Genomic DNA, 18,944 nt, shown 5'->3' on the forward strand with positions numbered 1-18,944 from the left:
GAGGCCAGTCATGAAACGTGTATTAATGTTCGACGCAATCCCAATGCAAGGTGGTTCTAAAATTGCGAATGCAGAGCTCCTCAAACAGTGCGATAAACTGAACGTAATTGGTTATCTGCTGACCACGAATCCAGAGCATTGGGAGTCACTACTTAGCGATACGCCTCGTGTGCAGATTATCAAAATCAAACCATCACCACTGAGCTCCACTCATGGCCTCACTTACTGGTTAATGAACGCGTATTACTTTATCCAACTGATTTTTGCGTGCATGAAACTACCAAAGATAGATAGCTTTTTAGGTCTATCTTGCCCAAGTAATGATATGCCTTTGTACTTACTAAGATTAATCAGCAAAAAGCCTGTGGTACAAATGGTTCATGGTCCAATTGGTCGTTCAAGATCGTCCGGCTACTGCTTGGTAAAAGCATCCGCAATTTATTACTTGGCAAACACCCGAGAATCGATGCTAGAGGCCTTACAGGTTTACCTCAAAACCGAGAAGCCGGCCACTGAACGCTATTGGTGTGGTTTGAATGCTTCTACGTTTGTTAACGGACTATCGAGAGACCGCTGGCCAAAACAAGCAAATCCGATTTCAAACCGCGTCTTCTGGGCAGCTAGCTTACTAAAATGGAAGAACATCGATCTTTTTCTTGATGCTTTAACACTTGATAAGACACAAGAGATCAAATCTACCGTGTGTTACATCAAACCAAATGTGGCAGGTGTGGAATATTCAACACCAGACTTCACCACAAAAGGTGTTGAATGGCATGAATGCCCAGATAACCTCGATGACCTACGCTCTCAGTGTGGTGTGTTTGTTTCCACCAGTGTTAACGAACCTTTTGGGTTATCCATTTTAGAAGCTCTCGCAGCAGGCATGTGCATCGTCATCCCACATGATGATAGCTACTGGGATCGCGTATTAACGCACGGCCGCAATTGCATCAAGTACACACCAAACAATGTGGCGTCGTTACATAACGCAATTCGCCTTTTGAATGAGTCTCCATGGATGAAAGTGACAATGGGTATCGAAGCACTCAACGTTTCTCAACTTTATACGGCCGAACGTTGTTATCTGCCAATCGCTCAGCACCTTGCAGCAGAATCCGCACCGAATGGCGATTGTAAACTCAAAACACCGCGATACATCAAAGGATATGACCATGTCTAAAGCAATGACCAACATGTCGCTGTTCGCTATCGCGTTAGTGATAAACAAAAGCATCAGCTTAATCATGCTGCCTGTATTGCCCCACTTTCTCTCACCAGAACAAATGGGCAAGCTTGAACTGCTTACCACCTTTGGCGTTGTCACAACCTTATTCGTCAGTTTCGCTTTGCATGAAGCGCTGTATCGATTCGTCGGGGTTGAAAAGGATCATAATACGCGCACAAGCCTTCTAAACCAGCTGTACTCACTTGCTTTGTTCATCGCTGGTATCGTGGCTTTATGCCTACTCGCTATCATTATGCTCGCGCCTATTCCTGCACCTTTTACGCGAGTCGAGTTTGCTATTGTTATGTTTGCTATCGTTCTAGAAGGCAGTATCGCAATCGGCACAGCTTGGTTGAGAACACAGGACGACAAAGCAAGAACCCTACTTAACGTCATGGTGACTACCACTGTTTTTCAGGTTATTTTCATCATCACGGCGCTGTCTGTTCACCCACATGTTATTTCTGTTTTATGGGGTGGCTTGTTGGCTGCTATTACTCAGTTTGTCTGGCTGCACATCATTAACCGCTACAGCATGACTCTGCCAAATCTGACAGTGGCGAAACAATACCTAAATTACTGTCTGCCCATGATGATGGCTGGATTGGTTGCGTTCTGCCTCAATGGCGCTGAACGCTGGTTCATCGGTGCGAACGCATCACTTGCGACATTGGGGATTTACGCGATAGCCGTAAAATTTGCGGTTGGCATGTGTATTTTAGTTCAGCCATTTGGCATGTGGTGGATGCCACGTCGATTTAATTACCTAGAAGCGCGTAGGAGTACAGAAGCTGTGCGCATCACTCATCTAGGCATGATTTACATTACAGGTTTAAGTGTTGCAGTCGGCACATTAGCAATGGTGATGATCACTTACCTGTTACCAGAAACCTATCATGAGGCGGTACTGTTCAGCTTGTTCTTACTGCCTATCGCCATGCTAAAAGAGTGGAGCGAACTCATTAATATTTCCATTTTGTACAAGCGTCGTACTCGCTGGTTACTGGGTATTAATGTCGTCTCAGCATGCGTTGCAATTGCTTTGCTGTTTGGCCTATCGTCCCTGGGTATCTATGGGGTTTTCATTGCGCTTTATTACGCTCAACTGTGTAAGCTTGGCCTTACTTATGTGGTAGGCCAACAATGCATGCCGTTGCCTTTTCACCTAAGCCTGATGGTTTTATTGCAGATTATCTCCGGTGTGGCACTGTTCCTGCTTCACTCTTCACAATCAATAGGAATCGCCATCGCAATTTGCATTTTGACATGCACTTTGCTGGCAGGGATAGCCACTCGCTATATGAGTAAAGAGACGCTAAATGCGCTCACTCGATACATGGTGAAGTGGCGTGGACAGGTGAAGAGATACTCGTTATGACTGAAACCAAGGTGAGAAGAAAGCAGTCCATCGCAGCGCTGACGATTACCGTCTGTATCGGCCTGCTTTGGATTGTTATGCCTCACCCTATTTTGATTGTCGCACTATGTTTCGCCCCGCTGGCTTTACTGTTCGTTCTCAACCAAACGTTTTGGCTTGTCACGCTGTTCGTTATTTTTTCATTCTTCCGTATTCATGAAGCGTTTCCCGTTATCTATAACTTTAAGATCCCATTGCTACTATCATTGGGGGCTCTGGCCGCACTTGCTTTCCACCTTTTAATAAGTCGCCAGCTCACTGCTTTTTGGCACCCTTCATTAAAATGGCTGTGCATATTTTGGGGGCTGGTGATCATCGGCATCGTCTTTGCCTCCAGTCGTGACATTGCCATTACGGTTTTCAAAAATACCTATTGGAAAATCATCATTATGACATTGGCGATCACCTGGCTTATTACCAAACCGGCTCAGTTAGCACAAATGTCGAAAGCAATAATTTTCGCCGGATTGTTGATTGGTTTAGTCGCATTACAAAACGCAGCGAATGGCATTGATTTAGTCGAAGGGACGCGCGTATCGATTGGACGCTCCATAGGTTCAGTACTCGGCGATCCGAACGACTTGGCGCTGGTATTAATGTTTCCCCTCGCCTTTACCGTTAGTCAGTTAATGGAGAAACGTTCACCTAAGCATCTCCGACTCTTCGCACTTGTTACCTGTTTGGTGTTGTTTTTTGCGATTATTGAGACACAAAGCCGCGGGGGCTTGTTAGGCTCTCTATCGGTATTTGCGTACTTTGCCTTTAAGCACATCAAAAGCAAAACGTTAGTCTTAGTACTAGGCGCCGTCGCAGCCATCGTACTCTACGCATTTGCTGGTATCTCAGGGCGAGAATCGGGTGGCGCAGCCGAGGATGGTATAGATGCCTCTGCGATGGGACGACTTTACGCGTGGGAAGCCGCATTTAAAATGGCTCTCCACCATCCGTTAACTGGGGTTGGGCTTGATAATTTCTACTTCAATTACTATTTCTATAGCCCTCACTGGGATGGCATCAATCACGCCGTACACAGTACTTGGTTTGGCGTATTAGCAGAAACAGGGTTTGTTGGACTAGCTGTGTTCATTACATTGATTGTGTCATTGATTCGAACCTCTTTGCATTCTATTTCACTACTGACGCCAACATCGGATTACACCCTCTCTGTTGGAGCAAACGCAGTCTTAAGTGGGCTGATCGGGACCATCGTATCAGGCACTTTCCTCACTCAAGGTTTCACTTGGCCAATTTACATTCTGGCAGCATTAACGGTTGTCGTTAGCCGAATCGTTCAAAGTGATTGTCAAAATGAGAAATCCTAATTTCAAATACCAATAGAAAGTCCAATTACCTGTTTTATAACAAATAAATCCTTGGCACGTATTGTGATTACTCTCTTGATTAGTAATCAAATAACGAAGACTCAAGGAGAGCCACATGACAGACATCGTAGTATTTGGAGAAGATTTTGGTGGGTTACCCTCCTCCACTCAACACATTGTCAAACGACTAGCAACGAGCCACCGCATCCTTTGGGTTAACTCAATCGGTCTGCGTCAACCTAGGCTGACCGCTAAAGACATGCAACGTGCGTTAAACAAGCTCACTCGTGTATTTAATAACGCTGGATCGCATAAGCCAACGTTAGAGTCTGAAATAAACCCAAATATTCACACCATTAACCTACTCACTATTCCTGCTCCAAGTTCTGCGCTGGTAAGAAAAGTAGCGGCTAAGATGATGAAATACCAGCTCAATAAACAGTTACACGCTCTTGGTTTTGATAAGCCTATATTTTGGACATCGCTCCCGACGGCCGCAGATGTTTGTGCGGAAATGAATTCACGTGGGCTAATTTACTATTGTGGCGATGACTTTAGCGCTTTAGCTGGTGTTGACCACGACACGGTTGCCAAGCATGAACGTACACTGGTTAACGCGGCTGATGTGATTTTTACAGCAAGTGACAAACTCGCCACTCAATTTCCATCTGGTAAAACCGTCACTTTACTTCACGGTGTCGACTTTAGGCTGTTTTCTGAGCCAGCACCTAAGGCTGAAGATTTACCTAATAATGGTCGCAAAGTGCTGGGCTTTTATGGCAGTTTGTCTGAATGGTTAGACTACGACTTAATTGCCCAAGTCGCAGACCAAGCGCCTGACTGGGATCTCGTGTTCATCGGCCCCAACGAGTTCAGTGATAATCCACTTCCACAAAGAAGCAACATATACTACCTGGGCCCGAGAGCGCATCACACTCTGCCACGTTACTCTCAACACTGGGATGCCAGTTGGTTGCCCTTTGTTGATAACGCTCAAATCAAGGCATGTAATCCGCTTAAACTTCTTGAGTACTTGGCAACAGGAACCCCTGTTATCAGCACACCCTTTCCCGCATTAATGCCCTACAAACATATGCTCCATGTGGTTCAAGATGTCGAAGACGTGCGTGCCAGTCTCGATCACCTCCTACCGCCACCGACAGATTCAAAGTCATTTGTTCAACAGCAAAGCTGGGAAGCAAGAGCCAACCAAGTTGATAAATTAGTGAGGGCGCTATGAACGATTTAAGAGAAAACCTCAGTGTACTGTTACATGGAGCTTGGAGACGTCGCTACATGATCGTTATTCCTATGCTTGTATTGCCTGTGCTGGGTTTCATCGTAAGTAAACTGGTTCCGACGACTTATGTCGCTCATACAAGTATGCTTATCCAAGAGACAGCGAAAATGAACCCATTCCTTCAAGATCTTGCCGTCTCAACCATGCTGAAAGACCGATTGAGCGCACTCAGTACCTTGCTAAAAAGCCGACATGTTTTGTACTCAGTTGCCAAAGAACAAGCGCTGATTAGTGACGACATGAGTGCTAAAGAGCAAGAGTTCATCATTAAAGATCTCGCGTCGCGTTTGTCTGTTCAGCAGCTTGGTAAGGACTTCATTCAAATCCAACTACGAAGTGGCAAACCGAATGGCATGGAGTCGATGTTACTCTCCGTCAGCGAACATTTTGTCGAACAGCTTTTAGCTCCTGAACGATCTTCAATTAAAGATTCAAGTCACTTTTTAACCATCCATATTAATAAACGCAGAGAAGAGCTGGATAAAGCAGAGCAAGCGTTCGCGGAATACAAGAATACTTACTCTCACGCGACGCCTGAAATGCAAGCACAAAGCCTGACTCGTCTGGCAAGCCTTAAACAAACCTTGGCAGAAAAAGAAGCGGAGCTTGCTGGTGTTACCCGAAGCCTAGGTAGTTTGGACCAACAACTTTCTAAAACCAACCCGGTTATCGGTAAGCTTGAAGAACAAATCATCGACATTCGTAGTGAGCTCACTTTGCTTCGCGCCAAGTACACTGAGGCGCATAGCATGGTTCAAGGCAAGCTACGAGAGTTAAACCGCTTGGAGCAAGAGCGCTCAGTACTATTGAACTCTAAACAACCGGAATTAAACAGCGCCCAACTTTGGGATATCGCAAGCAATACCACCGTAAACAGTCTTGGAGAAGCTCAGCCTCTTCTGGTCTCTCAGCTTCACCAACTGCAAATTATGCGCGGACGCTTTGAAGCCCTCACAGAAGAAACAAATAGCTTACGAACAATGATTCAAGAGTTAGAAAGTAATGCGCATCGATTTGGTAGCACAGCAACAGAAATCAACCGCCTAGCTCGTGATGTCGCGGTAAAAAGAGAAATGTATGATGACCTTGTGGAGCGTTATGAAATGGCTCAATTAACTGGTTCACTTGGCGTATTTGAAGAGAATAAACGCGTGAAAATCATTGATGAACCTTTCACACCAACCATTCCGTCTAACTTACCTAGTGTTGTGTTTGTCATTTTAGGGTTTATCGGTGGCGCGGGTTTGGGCATTGGATTAGCGACGATACTTGAGTTAGCAGATAACTCTATCCGCTCTAAAAGAGCATTAGAAAAGCACCTTGGCGTTCCTGTGATCACCACCCTACCTAAAGTGGTATACGGAAGCTAACAGCCGTTAACACTCCATTACAAGCACTCGTTCAGCGAGTGCTTTTCTTTTTGTGCTTATTCTAACTCCGCATAAGGTTTCCACTAATATGAATCTCAAATTGAGAATAAACATCGCTCTTCATATGTATCGCCATTAGATTATTGTTTTTAAAGGCTTAATTTATTGGCACGCAGTCTGCTATTCCTTAATAAACAAAGAACTCAACGAGGGTTTGAGAATGGAATTCAGACAAAAACAAAATAGCAGTCAACGCAATAAAAAAGTGATATTACACGTCGTGCAGCACTTAGCTCCTGGCGGTTTGGAAACGCTCGTATTAGAGATGCTTCGTTTTGCGCAACCGAATCATTCCGTCTTTGTCGTAAGTTTAGAGGGAAGCAAAGAGCAAACACTGCAATGCTGGTCAAAACTCTCGGCCTACCAAGGCCAGCTGCACTTTCTCAATAAGAAACCTGGATTCAGCGGAAAAACCATCAGTACGCTGACTTCCATGCTCAAAGGACTTAAGCCTGATGTGGTCCACACTCACCATATCGGACCACTCTTATATGGTGGGATTGCGGCACGCTTAGCGCAGGTGCCAGTAATTATCCATACTGAGCACGACGCCTGGCATCTGAATAGCAGAAAGTCAGCTCGACTGCAGTCCCTACTGCTAAAAATGATTCGTCCACATGTGGTTGCCGATGCGAACTTTGTCGCCGAACAAATCCAGAAAAAACTGAATTACCGCAAAGTTTGCACCATACATAATGGAATCGATTGCCAGAAATTTCAAAGCGGTAATCAAGCAACCAAGAGAAACTTGTTTGGGCTTCCAGCCAACAAAACCGTAATTGGAGTAGCTGGACGTTTAGAAGCAGTTAAAGGCCATAAAGTGCTTATCGAAGCCTTCTCTCATCTTACGCCAAACACACACCTAGCCATTGCTGGAGATGGTTCTCAGAGAGCTCAATTGGAAGCACAAGTTAGAACGTTAAAACTTGAGGATCGCGTTACCTTTTTAGGCTTGGTCGACGATATGCCCAGCTTTTACCAAAGCCTCGATTTATTTTGTTTACCGTCGCTTCAAGAGGGTTTCCCCCTCTCAACACTAGAAGCTCAAGCATGTGACGTTCCTTGTGTCGCAACCGATGTTGGTGGCGTGAAAGAGACGCTCTGCCCGATTAACAGCACATTGGTTGAAGCCAACCGTGTGTTCTCTTTGGCGGAAGCTTTGTCGCTGCAATTGAAATCAACCCATGGTTCTCCTCGAACTTTTATTCTCAAACATTTTGATATCAGAGACATGGTGGGTCGCTACTCACGTTTGGCCAAGGAGGCTAGCTATGAATGATTTACTTTGGATTACAGGTTTTGGTTTATCCGCATTTTTGATTGTCTATCATCATGTTGGTTATCCATTGCTACTTAAATGGCTTCCTTTAAAACAGCAAAAAACCACAGCACCATTTGTAGAGCGAGCTTACAAAGCCTCTCAAACAGACAGTCAGTTACCATCTGTTACTGTCATCGTGCCCGCCTACAATGAAGAACAATGGATAGCAGAAAAGATCCGCAACCTTGCGAGCTTAGATTACCCAAGAGATAAATTGAAAGTGGTGATCGCATGTGATGGCTGCACAGATAACACAGCCGAGATTGCTCAAGCTACGATTCAAGAAGCGATCTGCTCCGATACACTGTTCATCATTAATGACCACCAAGTCAATCGCGGTAAAGTTGCCCTACTCAACGAAGAAATGGGTCATGTTAACTCGGACATTACCGCACTGAGTGATACATCGGCATTGATTTCTTGCGATTCTCTGTTGCTAGCTAGTCAGCATTATCAAAATGAGAAGGTTGGAGTGGTTAACGCGACATATCAAATAATGAGTACCGATAACCAAGGTGAAGCAGCGTACTGGCAATACCAGTCTCGAGTGAAGCACCAAGAATCCTTGCTGGGTTCAACGATTGGTTCTCACGGTGCGTTTTATACATTCAGAACCCACCTATTTGAACCACTTGAAGTCAGCACCATCAATGACGATTTTATTCTCCCTATGAGAATCGTTTTGCGAGGCTATAACGCTATCTACGAACCTAACATGCTAGCTCTTGAACTCGAACAAAGCTCAGACGACGCAGACTTCAAGCGACGCCTAAGAATTTCAGCGGGTAACATGCAGCAGCTCATGCAATTAAAGAAATTACTGCTACCTCGCTATCGTGGCACTGCCTTTGCATTTCTATCGGGAAAGGTTCTGCGCTTAGCAACACCCTATTTGATGATTGTTTGCTTGGTTTGTTCACTACTACTGGCACACAACCCGCTGTTTCAAATAATGCTGCTCGCTCAAGCCTGTGTTTATGGTATCGCACTTGTCACTTACTTGGTGCCTGCACTTAACACAGTCAAGCCTTTTAAACTGATTAGCTACATCGTCATTGGTCATCTCGCCAATTTCATCGGCGGTATGAAGTATTTGCTAGGAATGGAAAATGGACGTTGGACACGCGTCAACCAATAAGGAAAGCATCATGAAAAACTCACGCTACGATTCAAATGTATGCCACGCGAAAAGAACGTTTGATGTACTGGTTGCAATGTTTATTTTGCTCGTCACTGCACCACTATTCCCATTTATCGCGCTAGCTATAAAAATCACATCAAAAGGCCCAGTGATCTATCGTCAACTGCGTGTTGGGCGCTGTACACCAGAAAAAATGGATCTTTTTCAAATTATGAAGTTTCGCACCATGTATATTGATGCGGAGCAACGCTCCGGTGCAGTTTGGGCAACCGAAAATGATCCTCGAATCACACCAGTAGGACGTTTTTTACGTAAGACGCGTTTAGATGAGTTACCACAGCTGTTTAATGTGTTGAGAGGTGAAATGTCTATGATCGGGCCACGTCCAGAGCGCCCTGCTTTCTACCAAAAGTTGGAAGATGAAATCCCTTATTTTGTAGAACGCACATATGGCGTATTACCAGGAATTACAGGCCTAGCGCAAGTTAACCAAGGCTATGATGCATGCATTGAAGATGTAAGACGTAAAGTTGGTTTTGACCACAGTTACGCACTAAGCTTAGGTTCGTTCTACTCTTGGATTTCAATGGACCTTTCAATCATGAGTAAAACATTCGTTGTAATGATTGATGGACGAGGCCAGTAGTTTCTCGATTCTGGTAACGATCACTCTTGCCACTGGCGTCGCATCTTTTCGATGGTCGCTGGTGGCACATCATGAATGCTTTGATACGTTCCGCGACACACCTTAACTTCCACCTCAATGCGCATCTTCACGCAGTAGTCCAAGTAACGCTTCATCTCCCAGTGCCGAACAAACGTATTACTCACAATCACGACTTTCCCTTTGTTCAACCACTTTCGAGTTTGCTGAAAACACCATTCATGCGCTTGGGGTAACTCAGTTGGGTTAAAGTGATAATCACCTTCATCATTTTCAAAATACATGTCAGCTTCAAAATGCTTAGCACCAAGCTCTATCGCCAATTGCTTTGCTAAGGTTGTTTTACCTGAACCTGGAAGTCCACGAATAAGAATGAGTTTAGCCAGTGACATAATGCTGTTAAATGAGGTGGGAATAAGCCCAAACTGTAACGGAATTATTGAAAAAGAAAAGTAGAAATAAAAAATGCCGAACGCATTAGGCTCGGCATTTAAATTCAATAGTGGATAGTGTTTATTTGTAAGCTGACAGTTCGGTTCTTAACCCTTTAACCAAGCTTACACACATCAACAACAGAACAAAGGTAAACGGTAATCCCGTTGCAACCACACCGGACTGCAATGCTTGCAAGGCTTCTTTGCCACCAACCCAAAGCATAACGGCTGCAATTGCACCTTCAATACAAGCCCAGAAAATACGCTGTGGAATTGGTGCATCAATCTTACCACCCGCAGTGATACTATCGATAACCAGTGAGCCAGAGTCTGATGATGTAATAAAGAACACCAGAATCAGCACGATAGAAAGCACTGAAATCACTGAGCTATACGGAAGCGCATCGTAAACATGGAACAGAGTCAGTGAAATATCAGTTAGACCATTTGCACCTAGCTCACCAACTTTATTCACCACTTGGTCAAGCGCGATACCACCGAATACAGACATCCAAATCAAGGTAACGACAGTAGGAATAACGATCACTGCGAACAGGAATTCTCGAACCGTACGACCTTTAGACACACGCGCGATAAACATACCAACAAACGGTGACCAAGATACCCACCAAGCCCAGTAGAATACCGTCCAGCCGTGCATCCAAGTTTCATCTTCACGACCGTGAGGGTTGCTCAACGGGATAATATTTTCAATGTAAGCCATTGTTGTGTCGCGTAGCGAACCCCACGCCGTATCAAACGTGATAAAGGTAATGAAAATAAGCAGGGCAAACGCAACCACCATATTGACGTTACTCAGTAGCTTAACACCACCATCAATACCACGAATTACTGATAGCACCGCGATAAAGGTAACAAAGGTGATCACAATCATTTGTGTACCAATGCCGCCTTCTAGACCAAAGACATGGTTAATACCACTGGTCGCCTGCTGAGCACCGAGACCCAGCGACGTTGCAAGACCAAACAGCGTGGATAAAACGGCAAGAATGTCGATAACATGTCCTAACCAACCCCATGCTCGGTCACCAAAAATTGGATAAAACGCCGCGCGCAATGAAAGCGGTAAACCCTTGTTAAAAGCAAAAAACGCAAGTGCTAGTGCAACGAGTGCGTAAATACTCCAACCATGCACACCCCAGTGGAACATGGTGGCACCCATCGCTAGAGATTTCGCTTCTTCTGTGTATGGCACTGCGTTCAGTGGCATTCCCCACCAATCAGTGAAGTACGCGGTCGGCTCCGCCACACTCCAGAACAGAAGACCAATACCCATACCAGCTGCAAAGAGCATCGACAACCAAGAAACGGTTGAGTGATCCGGCGTTGCTTCTTTGCCACCTAAGCGGATTTTACCCAACGGAGAAAAAAGAAGAGCAACAGCGAATAATAAGAAGAAGTTTGTCGACCACATAAAGAACGCATCAAACTGTTCGATAATTCCGTTTTTCAGACCGTTTAATACATCACGAGCAGTGGTTGGCTCAACAAGAAGAAGTGAAATTAGACAGAAAACAACGAGACCCGCACTGATGCCAAAAACGGGGTTATGTATGTCGAATCCCCACTTTTGAACGTTGTCCTGTCCAACCTGATAGTCTGTTGTGTCGATACTATATTTTTTAAATGCATTATCCATAAATACAAATTTAACGTGAATTTGAAACGCCCCTCAGGTGAGAAGAACTCCAATACCGCCCTCCATTAATTTGAACTCTAAAGTTTTAAAGCGGGGCGAAGTTTAGCAGTAATCACATATTTTTGCAAAAAATCGCCATTTATTGCATTTTTGGCTCAGTTAAAGGCAGATGAGAACAAAGTAATATCAACACAAAAATTATGAGGTCTAACGATTGATTTTATCGTAATTTGATCGTTCGAAAAGCACTGGAAATACTTGCGCTCTGTGGCTTTATCATTGATGGACGCGTAAATTGAGATAAGTAACACTGACTTGGTTTCAAAGCTAGCGATGAAACCATGTCAGTAAAGTTTTCATATAGATTGAGTATTATAGGAAATGGAAGGTAATATTCCCCGTCACACTGCTCACGGTGTCACTATCGCTGTCAATATCCACGCCAAACGCTTGATAGCTTGCCCCAATAGAAACATTATCGAGCAAGAAGTATTCGGCACCGACACCATACATGTAGGAGACACCATCATCTTTATCTAAATTTCTCAGTCCGCCGTCATAATCAACATTGAATGCATTGATGCCACCTTTGGCATAGACATGAAGCGGCCCAAAGTCGATGCTTGGTTTCGCTGCTAAATAGAATGAATCAAAATCAGCACTACCCCTGCTGCCACTCAGTGATAAATCCACCTTGCCGTGGTTAAAGTAACCTGCCTCAATGCCAATGAATGGCAAAATACCAGTACCTACATGAATACCGTAGGTTGTATCGTTTTCGCTATCGATATCAGATTGACCGATTTGACCGCCAGCGTAAATCCATGAGTCTGCCATTGCTGATGTTGAGCACAACGTTAGAGCTAATAACGAGAGTGTTTTTTTCATACTATCCCTTCCTGAGCGATTCCTAAGCGAAACATTACGCAAATATGCGCATTTAATCGCCACTATATATTGGAAAGCATGAGCATTTTAAGATCCAAAAGTGAATAATTTATGTTCAACTTTTGTTTTGTGACTTCCAGACAAAAAAACACCGACATAAAGTCGGTGTTTTTCATATGGGTGTTAGAAAGCTAGACGCTTATAGGAAATGCAGTGTTGCGTTAACAGAGAACGTGCCGATATCGTCTTTACCCGCCGTGTAGTTCATGTAGCTAGCACCAACAGACATCGGACCAAAAATGAAGTACTCAGCACCTACACCGTACATTAGATCCAAATCGTCATCGTCTTTGCCGCCTTTCACTTCTTTGTCCCACTGGTGGAAGCCACCTTTTGCATACACATGCAGTGGACCAAAGTCGATGCTTGGCTTAAGTGCTGCGTAGTAAGACGTTAGCTTAGTGTCTTGACCATTTACGTTAAATTCACCGTGTTGCGTCACACCTGCTTCAATACCAATGATAGGTAGGATGCCTGTACCAACGTGAACAGAGTATGATGTATCCGTCTCACCTTTGTAGTCAGACTGACCTACTGTTGCACCACCGTAAATCCAAGAATCTGCCATTGCCGCAGAAGATGCGCCAAGTAGCGCCACTGCTAATAGAGTTTTTTTCATCATCTACCTTTACTCTTTATTATTCCCACGTCTGCATAACTCAGTCGTTGGTACTACAAATAAAGGGAGGCGAACCATTGCCTCCCAGAACTAAAAAATAACGCTTATTGAGTTACTAGCAATTAGTGTACCAGTAACCTCATACGCGATAATTGCAAATCTGACGCTATTTTACTGGTTGATTAGCAAGCATCAATCGCGTTTTTGACTCGTTTATCAGAAACAGGATAAGGAGTGCCTAATTGTTGAGCAAAGTAACTCACGCGAAGCTCTTCAATCATCCAACGCACTTCTTTTACGTTTTCAGGAATGGCCACGCCTTTCGGGATCTTATTCAGCAACTCTTTATAGTCTTGAGTCACAGATTCAATCTTCAGCATATGTAAACGATCTTTGTTTGGATCGATTGGCAACTTCTCCATACGACGCTCTATCGCACGCATGTAGCGAAGAATATCCGGCAAGCGCTTCCAGCCACATTCCGTCGCAAAGCCTTTGAAGATCAAGCCTTCAATTTGTGCTTTGATATCTGACAGAGCAAATGCCATTGTGAAGTCGATTTTGCCTTTTAGCTTCTTATTGATGCTAAACGCCGTGGTCAGAATAGTCTCAACCTGTTGAGCGATCTCTACGACGGTATCACCCAGTTCAGCACGAACGTGTTCTTTCAACGCTTCGAACTTCTCTGGCTCCCAAACTAAGCCACCCTGCTCTTCAATAAGCTTATCGACACCACAGGCGATACAGTCATCGATCAGATCAAGCACTTTGCCGTAAGGGTTAAAATACAAACCCAACTTCGATTTGTTCGGTAAGTTAGCGTGCAAGTATTTAATTGGAGACGGCACATTCAACAAAATCAAACGACGCTGACCAGCACGCATTGCCGTTATCTGCTCGTACTCCGTTTCGTAGAGTTTGATTTCAACGCTGTCTTTACTATCAACAAGTGCTGGATACGCTTTTACATCGTAGCCACCACGTTTTTGTTGATACACTTTCGGCAATTCACCGAAGCTCCACGTATGCAGACCTTGCTGTTCAATATCGTCATCCGCCACTTTAGAAAGCGTTTCTTGAACTTTGTCTTTCAAGCTCTCTTTCAATTCGTGAAGGTCTTTATGTTCCTTCAGTTTGCGATTTCGATGATCAACCGCGCGGAACGTGACTTTCAAGTGCTCAGGCACCTGTTCCAAGTTCCAGTCTTCACGCAACACTTCTACACCCGTCATGCGGCGCAACTCTTTCTCCAATGAATCTAGCAGCGGCGCTTCCATTGGCGTGACGCGAGCTAAGAATGCATCGGCATAGTTTGGCGCAGGCACAAAGTTCTTACGAATCGTCTTCGGCAGCGATTTAATCAAGCTAACCACAAGCTCATGACGTAAACCTGGGATCTGCCAATCAAAGCCCGCTGGTTCAACTTGGTTTAAAATCGGCAACGGCAAATGCACTGTGACACCGTCACTATCATCGCCTGGTTCAAATTGGTAACTCAACTTGAGCTTCAAACCATTTTGATGCCAGAAGTTCGGGTAATCCAAGTCGGTGACATGACTAGCATCGCCCTTGAACAGCATCTCTTTTTCAAAGTTCAGCAGTTCAGGATCTTCTTTCGATGCTTTTTTCCACCACGTATCGAAATGTTTACCAGACACCACTTCGGTACCAATACGTTGGTCATAGAACTCAAACAGCTCATCATCATCCACCAAGATGTCACGACGACGAGATTTGTGTTCAAGCTCTTCCACTTCTTGCAGAAGCTTACGGTTTTGCTTAAAGAACGCGTGTTTGGTTTCCCACTCACCTTCAACCAATGCACTACGAATAAAGATTTCGCGGCTAACGGTCGGATCGATACTGCCGTAGTTGACCAAACGCTTCGGTACGATTGGTACGCCGTAAAGCATGACTTTTTCATGCGCCATCACCGCCGCGCGTTTCTTCGACCAATGCGGTTCGCTGTAACTGCGCTTGATAAGATGTTTGGCTAATGGCTCAATCCATTCCGGCTGAATCTTGGCAATGATACGGCCCCAAAGTTTCGAGGTTTCCACCAACTCGGCTGACATTATCCACTTAGGTTGTTTCTTAAATAGACCCGATGCAGGGAAGATATGGAAACGAGCGTTGCGCGCGCCTTGATATTCATTCTTTTCTTGGTCTTTCATACCGATGTGCGACAACAAACCAACCAAGATCGCACTGTGTACGCCATGGTAAGACGCAGGCTCATCGTTCAGTTTGAATTCCATTTCACGCATCGACTGGTGAATTTGGAAGTACACATCTTGCCACTCACGCACGCGCAAGTAGTTCAAATAGTCTTGCTTACATTGCTTGCGGAACTGGTTGCTAGACAACGCTTTTTGCTGCTTTTGGATGTATTCCCACAAATTTACAAACGTCAGGAAGTCCGACTCTTCATGGAAGAAACGACGGTGCTTATCATCTGATGATTGTTGTTTGTCTGAAGGACGCTCGCGTGGATCTTGAATCGACAAGGCCGCTGCAATGATCATCACTTCTTTAAGCGCACCATATTTTGACGCTTCCAAAACCATACGCGCCAAGCGTGGATCGATTGGCAAACGCGCTAATTGGCGACCAATGGAAGTTAGGCGTTTTTTCGGGTCTTTTACCTCAGAATTAATCGCGCCAAGCTCTTCCAGCAAACGAACACCATCTTGGATGTTACGTTTGTCCGGCGCTTCTACAAATGGGAAGGCTTGAATGTCGCCCAAGCCAAGTGCCGTCATCTGTAAGATAACCGATGCTAGGTTGGTACGCAGGATCTCGGGATCGGTAAACTCTGGGCGCGACTCAAAATCTTCCTCTGAGTACAGACGGATACAGATACCCTCTTCCACACGACCACAACGACCTTTACGTTGGTTCGCACTCGCCTGAGAAACCGGCTCAATTGGAAGACGCTGAACCTTAGTTCGGTAACTGTAGCGGCTAATGCGCGCCGTGCCCGGGTCGATAACATACTTGATGCCCGGAACGGTTAGCGAGGTTTCTGCCACGTTGGTTGCCAGTACAATTCGGCGACCAGCATGAGGTTGGAAAATCTTGTTCTGCTCGCCCGCCGACAAACGCGCGTAAAGCGGCACAATTTCGGTGCTCTTCAGATTGCGTTTAGACAGTGCATCTGCGGTATCACGAATTTCACGCTCACCGTTCATGAAGATCAGGATGTCACCTAAACCTTCATCGCACAATTCGTCGACCGCTTCGAAGATGCCTTCAAGTTGGTCACGATCATTGTCGTCATCACCGCTTAATGGGCGGTAACGAGTTTCTACTGGGTAAGTACGACCTGACACTTCAATAATTGGTGCATTATTGAAGTGTTTTGAGAAGCGCTCTGGGTCAATGGTTGCCGACGTGATGATCACTTTCAAATCAGGACGACGTGGTAGCAACTCTTTCAAGTAACCTAAGATGAAATCGATGTTAAGGCTGCGCTCGTGCGCTTCATCGATAATAATGGTGTCGTATTGATTCAAGAAACGGTCATGCTGAATTTCAGCCAGCAAGATACCGTCCGTCATCAATTTGATTTGGGTATTTTCAGAGATCTGATCGTTGAATCGAACCTTGTAACCAACAAACTCACCCAACTTAGTTTCCATCTCTTCGGCAATACGGTTCGCAACCGAACGCGCCGCAAGACGACGAGGCTGAGTATGGCCAATCAAACCGTACTTACCGCGACCAAGCTCAGCACAGATTTTTGGCAGCTGAGTGGTTTTACCAGAACCGGTTTCACCCGCGACGATAACCACTTGGTTTTCTTCAATCGCTTTAGCGATGTCGTCGCGCTTTTGGCTGACGGGCAGAATTTCTGGGTATTCAATCGTTGGTTTGTAGTTGCTGCGTTGTTCCGCAACCATCATCGATTTAGCAATGTCGAGTGCAATTTCATCAAACACAGCATTACGTGCTGCATCTTTCTTAATTTTGCTCGCACCAGAAATGCGTTTACTTAAACGGAAGCGGTCACGCATCATGCACTGGCTTAACGCTTTGCGTAGAGACGCCGCGCTATTCACTTGAGCCTGAGGTGCTTTATCTTGTTTCGCTGTCGCCTTTTGCACACCATTTGACGGTGTCGCTTGCTCTTCAGCGGGATTCTTTTTTGGGGGCTGTGACGAAGTCAAAGCGTTTCCTATTCTTTTCATTACAAAAACTGCGCGGATTGTATCACACAAGATCTGCAACAAGATAACCGAAACCACATTCAAATTTTTCGAACATGTTCAGCGAATCCCTATACTTTTTAACCAACGTGCCTCGCTTATAATGGCTCCCATAGTCAAAAGCACTTATTTAAGGAATAACCATTATGTCTCGTGTACTAGCTCTAAAATCAAGCATCCTTGGCGATTACTCTCAATCAAACAAACTGGTTGAAGACTTCATCAAAAATGTAGACCAAGACAAGCTAACTGTTCGTGATTTGGCTGCCAACCCATTACCAGTTTTGGACTTCGCCGTTGCCACTGCACTTCGCGCAACGGAAGATCTTTCACAAGAACAACAAGAGGTTGTCGAACTGTCGGATACCCTTATTGAAGAAGTAAAAGCCGCAGACACTTTGGTTATTGCCGCACCAATGTATAACTTTACAATTCCAACTCAGCTTAAAAACTGGATTGATTTGATTGCTCGTGCTGGCGTGACATTCAAATACACTGAAAACGGCGTTCAAGGCCTGATCGAAGGTAAGAAAGCGATTGTCATCACGACTCGCGGTGGTATCCATAAAGATTCACCAACTGACAACGTCACACCATACCTGCGTACCGTGCTAGGTTTCGTTGGTATCACTGATGTGGAATTTGTTTATGCGGAAGCGCTAAACATGGGTGAAGATTTCGCTGCGAAAGGCATTTCTGAAGCGCAGAGCCAACTTGCAGCGATAGCGTAAATTGGCCTAAGTTCAAGAACAAGTAGAATACAAATAACAAGGGATTGGTTCGCGCCAATCCCTTGTCGATCAAAATACCCTAATCGTGTTTAGAAGTTATCTTATTTCTCCCAGAGCGATTCACTTTCTCTAAGTTGTGTAGCGCTTCGTGATAGAGCTTTTCCAAAGACTGCTCAGCTTCGTTTATCATATTCTCAATCATCGCATCAAACGCGACATCACTCGGAATTTCGAGATCGTCTCCAACGTCAACCTCAAGAGAATTGACGTACAACACTAACCATTCGTCACCCTCTAAATGTCCTTCCCCGTGGACGACAAAAAAGCGCTTGGCAAATTCATCGTTGGTACAGTTTATCGCCTCAATTTGAATATTGAATGAGGAGTCGATACTCATGGTGCTCATGCCATCCGATTCATCAGATGCATCACAAACAGCCTTAACTTTGGCACGATACACGAAGGTTCGCGTTGAAAGCAGCATTGTATTATTCATCATTACTCATAATGGGCGATAAAGA

15 protein-coding genes are annotated in these 18,944 nt (G+C 44.8%); 9 read left to right on the forward strand and 6 right to left on the reverse strand.

Annotated features, from left to right (window positions below):
- Window positions 1-10: 10 nt before the first annotated feature.
- From J8Z23_RS08250 to J8Z23_RS08285, 8 genes are all read left to right on the forward strand, one after another.
- On the forward strand, window positions 11-1,183 hold the full coding sequence (locus J8Z23_RS08250) for a glycosyltransferase family 4 protein (RefSeq protein WP_374081319.1): 1,173 nt from the start codon (window positions 11-13) through the stop codon (window positions 1,181-1,183).
- On the forward strand, window positions 1,176-2,606 hold the full coding sequence (locus J8Z23_RS08255) for a lipopolysaccharide biosynthesis protein (RefSeq protein WP_395217008.1): 1,431 nt from the start codon (window positions 1,176-1,178) through the stop codon (window positions 2,604-2,606). Before J8Z23_RS08250 ends, J8Z23_RS08255 begins: the two co-directional genes overlap by 8 nt.
- The gene (locus tag J8Z23_RS08260; protein ID WP_167394154.1) at window positions 2,603-3,967 is read left to right on the forward strand and encodes an O-antigen ligase family protein; all 1,365 of its coding nucleotides are present in this window, start codon (window positions 2,603-2,605) and stop codon (window positions 3,965-3,967) included. The genes J8Z23_RS08255 and J8Z23_RS08260 overlap by 4 nt, the downstream gene beginning before the upstream one ends.
- Window positions 3,968-4,082: 115 nt before the next feature.
- Window positions 4,083-5,207, forward strand: a complete 1,125-nt coding sequence (locus tag J8Z23_RS08265; RefSeq protein WP_434632924.1) for a glycosyltransferase — start codon at window positions 4,083-4,085, stop codon at window positions 5,205-5,207.
- Entirely contained in the window at window positions 5,204-6,637 is a 1,434-nt protein-coding gene (locus tag J8Z23_RS08270; protein ID WP_434632926.1) for a GumC family protein, read from the forward strand. The genes J8Z23_RS08265 and J8Z23_RS08270 overlap by 4 nt, the downstream gene beginning before the upstream one ends.
- Window positions 6,638-6,857: 220 nt before the next feature.
- The gene (locus tag J8Z23_RS08275; RefSeq protein WP_301608139.1) at window positions 6,858-7,976 is read left to right on the forward strand and encodes a glycosyltransferase; all 1,119 of its coding nucleotides are present in this window, start codon (window positions 6,858-6,860) and stop codon (window positions 7,974-7,976) included.
- Window positions 7,969-9,156, forward strand: a complete 1,188-nt coding sequence (locus J8Z23_RS08280) for a glycosyltransferase family 2 protein (protein ID WP_434632929.1) — start codon at window positions 7,969-7,971, stop codon at window positions 9,154-9,156. Before J8Z23_RS08275 ends, J8Z23_RS08280 begins: the two co-directional genes overlap by 8 nt.
- Before the next feature lie 10 nt (window positions 9,157-9,166).
- Window positions 9,167-9,805, forward strand: coding sequence for a sugar transferase (locus J8Z23_RS08285; RefSeq protein WP_005394228.1), 639 nt, complete (start codon window positions 9,167-9,169; stop codon window positions 9,803-9,805).
- A 20-nt stretch (window positions 9,806-9,825) separates the two neighbouring features.
- Here J8Z23_RS08285 and J8Z23_RS08290 read toward each other — a convergent pair whose 3' ends face one another.
- From J8Z23_RS08290 to hrpA, 5 genes are all read right to left on the reverse strand, one after another.
- The gene (locus J8Z23_RS08290) at window positions 9,826-10,215 is read right to left on the reverse strand and encodes an ATP-binding protein (RefSeq protein ID WP_203346362.1); all 390 of its coding nucleotides are present in this window, start codon (window positions 10,213-10,215) and stop codon (window positions 9,826-9,828) included.
- Between the two features lie 121 nt (window positions 10,216-10,336).
- Window positions 10,337-11,917 carry a BCCT family transporter gene (locus tag J8Z23_RS08295; protein ID WP_203343589.1) on the reverse strand — a complete coding sequence of 527 codons (1,581 nt, stop codon included), beginning with the start codon at window positions 11,915-11,917 and terminating at the stop codon, window positions 10,337-10,339.
- A 372-nt stretch (window positions 11,918-12,289) separates the two neighbouring features.
- Window positions 12,290-12,805, reverse strand: coding sequence for an outer membrane beta-barrel protein (locus J8Z23_RS08300; protein WP_005394222.1), 516 nt, complete (start codon window positions 12,803-12,805; stop codon window positions 12,290-12,292).
- A 199-nt stretch (window positions 12,806-13,004) separates the two neighbouring features.
- Window positions 13,005-13,484, reverse strand: coding sequence for an outer membrane beta-barrel protein (locus J8Z23_RS08305; protein ID WP_005394221.1), 480 nt, complete (start codon window positions 13,482-13,484; stop codon window positions 13,005-13,007).
- Window positions 13,485-13,666: 182 nt separating this feature from the next.
- Window positions 13,667-17,503, reverse strand: a complete 3,837-nt coding sequence (hrpA, locus tag J8Z23_RS08310) for an ATP-dependent RNA helicase HrpA (protein WP_434635293.1) — start codon at window positions 17,501-17,503, stop codon at window positions 13,667-13,669.
- Window positions 17,504-17,838: 335 nt separating this feature from the next.
- Here hrpA and J8Z23_RS08315 point away from each other — a divergent pair, with 335 nt between their 5' ends.
- A complete protein-coding gene (locus tag J8Z23_RS08315) occupies window positions 17,839-18,423 on the forward strand; it encodes an FMN-dependent NADH-azoreductase (RefSeq protein WP_167426600.1) in 585 nt (194 codons plus the stop codon).
- Between the two features lie 79 nt (window positions 18,424-18,502).
- Here J8Z23_RS08315 and J8Z23_RS08320 read toward each other — a convergent pair whose 3' ends face one another.
- Window positions 18,503-18,922, reverse strand: a complete 420-nt coding sequence (locus tag J8Z23_RS08320) for a hypothetical protein (protein ID WP_226977493.1) — start codon at window positions 18,920-18,922, stop codon at window positions 18,503-18,505.
- Window positions 18,923-18,944: the final 22 nt, after the last annotated feature.

The organism is Vibrio sp. SCSIO 43086 (assembly GCF_051132235.1).
Lineage (GTDB): Bacteria > Pseudomonadota > Gammaproteobacteria > Enterobacterales > Vibrionaceae > Vibrio > Vibrio diabolicus.

What these genes read in the sequence shown, in the direction of transcription:
- J8Z23_RS08255 (WP_395217008.1), top strand. Translation starts at nt 1,176, where the DNA reads ATGTCTAAAGCAATGACCAACATGTCGCTGTTCGCTATCGCGTTAGTG.
- J8Z23_RS08275 (WP_301608139.1), top strand. Translation starts at nt 6,858, where the DNA reads ATGGAATTCAGACAAAAACAAAATAGCAGTCAACGCAATAAAAAAGTG.
- J8Z23_RS08305 (WP_005394221.1), bottom strand. Translation starts at nt 13,484, where the DNA reads ATGAAAAAAACTCTATTAGCAGTGGCGCTACTTGGCGCATCTTCTGCG.
- J8Z23_RS08315 (WP_167426600.1), top strand. Translation starts at nt 17,839, where the DNA reads ATGTCTCGTGTACTAGCTCTAAAATCAAGCATCCTTGGCGATTACTCT.
- J8Z23_RS08280 (WP_434632929.1), top strand. Translation starts at nt 7,969, where the DNA reads ATGAATGATTTACTTTGGATTACAGGTTTTGGTTTATCCGCATTTTTG.
- J8Z23_RS08285 (WP_005394228.1), top strand. Translation starts at nt 9,167, where the DNA reads ATGAAAAACTCACGCTACGATTCAAATGTATGCCACGCGAAAAGAACG.
- hrpA (WP_434635293.1), bottom strand. Translation starts at nt 17,503, where the DNA reads ATGATGCGTGACCGCTTCCGTTTAAGTAAACGCATTTCTGGTGCGAGC.
- J8Z23_RS08300 (WP_005394222.1), bottom strand. Translation starts at nt 12,805, where the DNA reads ATGAAAAAAACACTCTCGTTATTAGCTCTAACGTTGTGCTCAACATCA.
- J8Z23_RS08260 (WP_167394154.1), top strand. Translation starts at nt 2,603, where the DNA reads ATGACTGAAACCAAGGTGAGAAGAAAGCAGTCCATCGCAGCGCTGACG.
- J8Z23_RS08295 (WP_203343589.1), bottom strand. Translation starts at nt 11,917, where the DNA reads ATGGATAATGCATTTAAAAAATATAGTATCGACACAACAGACTATCAG.
- J8Z23_RS08290 (WP_203346362.1), bottom strand. Translation starts at nt 10,215, where the DNA reads ATGTCACTGGCTAAACTCATTCTTATTCGTGGACTTCCAGGTTCAGGT.
- J8Z23_RS08265 (WP_434632924.1), top strand. Translation starts at nt 4,083, where the DNA reads ATGACAGACATCGTAGTATTTGGAGAAGATTTTGGTGGGTTACCCTCC.
- J8Z23_RS08320 (WP_226977493.1), bottom strand. Translation starts at nt 18,922, where the DNA reads ATGATGAATAATACAATGCTGCTTTCAACGCGAACCTTCGTGTATCGT.
- J8Z23_RS08270 (WP_434632926.1), top strand. Translation starts at nt 5,204, where the DNA reads ATGAACGATTTAAGAGAAAACCTCAGTGTACTGTTACATGGAGCTTGG.
- J8Z23_RS08250 (WP_374081319.1), top strand. Translation starts at nt 11, where the DNA reads ATGAAACGTGTATTAATGTTCGACGCAATCCCAATGCAAGGTGGTTCT.